A 5,277-nucleotide genomic window follows, 5' to 3' on the forward strand; every position below is an offset into this window, starting at 1 on the left:
TCTAGCTAGCTTTTTAGAAAGAATAACGTTTTTTGTCACTTGGGGGTAGTGAAAATTCTTAAGTTGATGGGCATGTGATGCTACCCCTAATAGTTTAATTCAGCTTATGGCATCAGCTTTTGTTACATGTACAGTACCAAATGGATGATTAGGAGGAGCATATATCGAGTAAAGTTTTAGAGGAATATTACCTGTATTGGTTAGATTATGCCATGTTCCAGCTGGTATCATTATTGCAAAATCATCATAGACATTTCTTTTAAAGTTTAAATTATCTTTACTTTTGCCCATTTGAACAATCCCTTGGCCTTGTTCAATACGTAAGAATTGATCAACGTTTGAATGCATTTCTAAACCAATATCTTCGCCAACATTGAGACTCATTAAAGTAACTTGTAAATGTGTTCCTGTCCATAAAGCAGTACGATAGGTATTGTTTTGTTTAGTTGCTTCATTTCTAGTATACATAACGTCTCATTATCGGTAGTGAAGACAAAGGCGGATCCCTACTCTCACAAGGAATCCGCCTTTGTCTTTTTCTATGATTCTATGCATCTTCTTATACATTCCTATTATGGCGGGCTTTTCGGCCTCCCCATAGTTCCCTATGTCTTCCGATTTTTTGCATAAAATCTTGCATACTCTTAGCGTGGTTTTTTCCAAAATGTTGGTGGTATCCCTTAATAACAAGTTCATAGAATGTTGATTTTATAAATCAAAAGAGCGGGGAACCTATGTAGTGCTACTTGAGTAGAAAATTAGGTTTTTAATTAGGTAGAGGTAGCTGCATAGCGTGTGTCAACGGTACCGGACCGAAACCCGTAAGGGGGCGGGAGGATAAGGAGTTGACACACTCACTATGCAACCCTCTTGTGGTTGTCAAAAGGTATCCTTTTGACCCTGCCAACCGGCGAGGGAGCCCCTCAAGGATTGAGGGGTTGGGGAGTTGGATTAAGGGGGTCTGGGGAAGAGTTCCCCAGCAGGTTTGGACAGAGTCCAAGGTTTTGTTTTTTGTCATGCAAAGCATGGCTTGGCGATAGCCAAAACAGCCTCGCAGAGCCTTTTCATTGTGTACATGGAGCATAGCGGAATGTCACAATACAGAAAAGGTTACTTTGCCAAAGTAACAAAGCTTTTGGTATAGTGGAGGCAAGGAGTTGATTCGTCATGAGCATGTCAGTTTCTCTCAAAAAAGCAACGAACAAAACCAATATTAAACATAATAACAGGACAATGAGCGAGAAGGAAAAAGAGCGAAATTCGCATATAGATTATTCAAAATCTGATGATAATAAATATCTTGTTCAGAAAGATTTAAAGGAATTATATCAAGAAGAATTTGGAGAAGTATTGGAGAACTATAACGCTAAACAAAAACGTAACGACCGAAAAATTGATGACTATTATAAACACATTCAGTTCGGTAAAAAAACTGCGCTTCAGCAAGAAATGATCATTCAAGTTGGTGATTTGAACAATTTCATTTCCAATGCCGATTATGAAAAAGCAAATGAAATTTTGTTAGAGTGGTTTAAGGATTTTGAGAAACGAAATCCAAATTTAAAAGTTTACAATGCGGTCATTCATAATGACGAGGCTAGCCCTCATATGCACTTGAATTTTGTGCCTGTGGCGAGTGGGTATAAGCGAGGACTTGAAAAACAAGTATCATTTGACCGAGCCATTACACAACAAGATCCAACATTAGATAAAACTCGTCCTTTTGATGATTGGCGAGAAAAAGAAGTGAAGATATTAGAAAAAATGTTAAAAAAGCGTGGTATTGAACGGAAATTAGTTGGTTCAAATAATTATAAAGACGTGAATGAATACAAAGAAAAAAAGGATTTAGAAAAGGAAATTCTTTCTTTGGAAAACCAGCTTTTTGAAAAGAAAAATGAATTACTGGAAATGAACGAACGATTGCCAGGAGAAATTAAGATTAAAGCTGAGAGAGAAAAGAAAATAGAGGTTATTAATAAAGGTTTTTTAAAAAAAGAAAAAGTAGAAAAACCAACAGGGAATTGGATTGTTGGAACTAAAGAATTAAAAAGAGTGCAAGGAATGATTAATGCTGGATATTCAGTGAAAAAAGATTATGATCGTTTGCAGCGTACAGATTTAGTTCGAGAAAATAAAGAATTACAAGGTAAAGTTGATAGTTTAGCAGATGGTTTGGTTGAAGCTATTAACAAAAATACAGATTTGGAAGATGAGAATAGAAAACTACGTAAGGAAATAAGCTCGTTAAAAGCCCATATAGGAGATTTAAAGGAAAACATAAAGGTTTTATACCACAACACGAAAAAAGTCCTTGGAGAGCATTTTAAGGCGTTTAGAGGACTTGTTAAGAATGAAATGGATATGAATGGTGTAGACAATCAATTTGAACGTGAACACAAGAAGGAACTGAAGCATAAACAACGGAGACATGACATGGAGCGTTTTTAACAAAGTGAGTAAAAGTTTCTCTAAATTTTGTTTGACCATTTCTTGGGATTATATGTGTGATAAAATAAAAACGAGCCATGTTGGAGCATGGCTCGTTTCAAAGGGTATTCAACGAAAATACCTAAAAATCAATATCTGTTTATAGATTATCATAATTTTATTATTAGGGTAATACCATAATTATGATTTTTGGTATTTATGTTGGTGCTCACAAAATGAGAGGAGCAACAACACATGACAAAAAAGATTATTAACTTTGGACAAGCTGAACAAAAAGCGAGAAAAAGAGATTTAGAGATTGAGCAAAAACAATTTGAAGAAGAACATCATGGGATGGATCAAGACGCAGTAGATGAAGCTTTAAAGGTGTTAAGTAAAGCTACTGGTGGTAAAGAGATTTACATAGGAACTAAAAAGAGTCCTCAATCGAAAGTGAGGTTTGCTCAATCAATGCAAGAGAATCTAGGCTATTTGTATAGGCAAAAATATTTAACAGATAGGGAGAAGATTTTTTTAACTGAAATAATTCCTTATATTGCTTTTTCTAGTAATTGTATTGTTCTTGATATTAAAGCGAAAAACCCTGTACCCGCAAATATTACAGAGATTGCAAAATTAATAGATGCTTCTAGACAACCTACAAGTACAGTAATCAATTCTTTAGTTAAAAAAGGAATTTTATTTAAAGGTGATTCAGGCGTTGAAGGAAATAATGCTAAAGCTTATGCAGTATTTATTAATCCTCATGTGGTTTATGCAGGAGATAAGGACAATGTAAATGAAGCATTAAAAGTTATGTTTTATAAAGCTATGAAGATGCCTATTTTAAAGGATTTACCTAATAAGTTTTTTTGAAAATAAAAATCGTAGTTATCAAATCGATAACTACGATTTTTTATTATTTCGTGTGTCACAAATTTGTGACACACGTGTCACAAATTTGTGACACACGAAAATCTTTAAAAACACTGATATATCAACATTTTTTACACTTTTAAAAGTCTCTCTCTTCTCACTCTATATATAGGGTTAAAAGTTCCGAAAGGAACAGGTAGTATTTTTTGAGAACCCCATTCAAAAAATCTCCACCTTGTCCGCTTTGCTCCCTCCTTGCAAAACTTTTTTCGGCTGGTTTTTGACTTTCGCCAAGCCGAACAGACCAAAAACGAGAATTTAAGTTGCTCGACTTGAACAAGCAATTGTACCAGCCGAACCACCCAGTTCTCCCAACCGATACATTATTCTTTTGCAATATGTATTTGATGCATATTTAGGGGCTAGCCCCTCGCTACGCTTCACCCCAGCCTTCACCATTCCACCCAAAAACAAGGGGAAAATCTTAAGCGAAAAAATAATAAGCCGTCCATATAGACAGCTCATTTACATAATCTTCGTTATCGGCATAAAAAAAGGATCTTAAATTGAAGATTCTTTTTACTATTTCTAATAGGGGTACAGTCCCGAAAATGCGGATTTACAACGTTAAGCAATTCTGAGAAGAAAAAAAGGCTAACTTAACAACGATAAGGGTTTTGAGACAAGTCATATGATACATTCAAAACTCTTATTTTACGTATTATTGATTCCATATCAATAGAGTAGACCCTATTGATACAAGGTTTTTTGTCTTAACGTTGTAAATCCGCATAATCCTGATGCTACCCTTAATAACAGGACTGTCGTATTCGACAGTCCTTATTCAGCGATTGCTAATCGAAAGATTATTCATATTATTTTTCATATATGATAATTTAATGTTATGAGTAAGTTCATCTAATATAGCTTTTTTTTTAATTTCTGAAGAATGACAAGTTAGTATAAGCAGGTCCACTAATTCTGGCTGTATATTAGATATTTCCTCTAAATAGTCCCTTTCGAATTCTTTCATCACTTGATATAAATCGCCCATTTTTAATGAAAATCCACATCAATTTTCTTTTTATTATTTGGTGTTGTTTTTGGCATTTTTACTTCTAACACACCGTTTTTGTATGTCGCAGATACACCTTCAATAGTTACAGGACTAGGAAGTGTTATAACTCGTTGGAAACTGCCTGTGTAACGTTCTTTTCTATACATATTCTTTTCTTTTGTTTCATTTGTTTTATTCATAGAACCACTAATGGTTAATACATTATTTTCAATATCAATGTTCACGTCTTCGCTCTTTTCAAGTCCAGGTATATCACATGTTGCCACAACTTCATTTTCAGTTTCATAAACATCTACCTTAATGTTTCCAAAGTGATTTTTATCCCCTCCAAAATCAAACGGTAATTCAGAAAAGATACGGTCAAAATCTCTTCGCATATTTACCAATTGTCTAAATGGGTCATATGGTGTTGATGCCATAATTGCATTCCTCCTTCATTTATCATTCATATGTTTCCCTGATTTTTTCATATTTAAACAGGTTCATTAGGAATCGACAACAACGTATTTTTGTTGAGCACTGTTCATATAATTCAATAAAAGGAGTGATAAAGGTGTAACGAGTGAAATATACCGAAAGTGATGTTGCACTGATGGCAAGGATGATGAGAGCAGAAGCTGAAGGAGAAGGACAGCTGGGGATGCTTATGGTTGGTAATGTCATCGTAAACCGATTAAAAGCAGATTGTTTAGATTTTTTGAATTTAAGGTCAGTAAGAGACGTGATTTTTCAAGTACAATTATATATCAATAGAATGTACTCTATTGATACAAGGTTTTTTGTCTTAACGTTGTAAATCCGCATAATCCTGATGCTACCCCATGCCCATCAACTTAAGAACGAAAACAAAATGAACTTTCGTTCAAACAAACTAAAAAACACGTAATGTACTT

Annotated in this window: 3 protein-coding genes and 2 pseudogenes; 3 read left to right on the top strand and 2 right to left on the bottom strand. The window is 34.5% G+C overall.

The features are described 5' to 3' along the window. Positions 1 to 99 precede the first annotated feature (99 nt). Positions 100 to 456 (bottom strand): annotated as a pseudogene (locus PDQ33_RS28060) (cupin domain-containing protein); the annotation flags it as partial. Positions 457 to 1,167: 711 nt separating this feature from the next. Here PDQ33_RS28060 and PDQ33_RS28065 point away from each other — a divergent pair. Both PDQ33_RS28065 and PDQ33_RS28070 read left to right on the top strand, forming a co-directional pair. Continuing rightward, positions 1,168 to 2,451 (top strand): plasmid recombination protein, encoded by a 1,284-nt coding sequence (locus PDQ33_RS28065; RefSeq protein ID WP_270757049.1) that lies wholly within the window; start codon positions 1,168 to 1,170, stop codon positions 2,449 to 2,451. A 234-nt stretch (positions 2,452 to 2,685) separates the two neighbouring features. Next, entirely contained in the window at positions 2,686 to 3,306 is a 621-nt protein-coding gene (locus PDQ33_RS28070; RefSeq protein ID WP_000162395.1) for a hypothetical protein, read from the top strand. A gap of 1,056 nt (positions 3,307 to 4,362) precedes the next feature. Here PDQ33_RS28070 and PDQ33_RS28075 read toward each other — a convergent pair. Beyond that, positions 4,363 to 4,803, bottom strand: coding sequence for an Hsp20/alpha crystallin family protein (locus PDQ33_RS28075; protein WP_000168945.1), 441 nt, complete (start codon positions 4,801 to 4,803; stop codon positions 4,363 to 4,365). A 173-nt stretch (positions 4,804 to 4,976) separates the two neighbouring features. On the opposite strand from PDQ33_RS28075, the pseudogene PDQ33_RS29255 reads away from it, so the two are divergent. Further along, positions 4,977 to 5,123, top strand: a pseudogene (locus PDQ33_RS29255) (cell wall hydrolase); the annotation flags it as partial. Positions 5,124 to 5,277: the final 154 nt, after the last annotated feature.

This window comes from Bacillus cereus group sp. Bc031 (assembly GCF_027716265.1).
Classification (GTDB): domain Bacteria; phylum Bacillota; class Bacilli; order Bacillales; family Bacillaceae_G; genus Bacillus_A; species Bacillus_A paranthracis.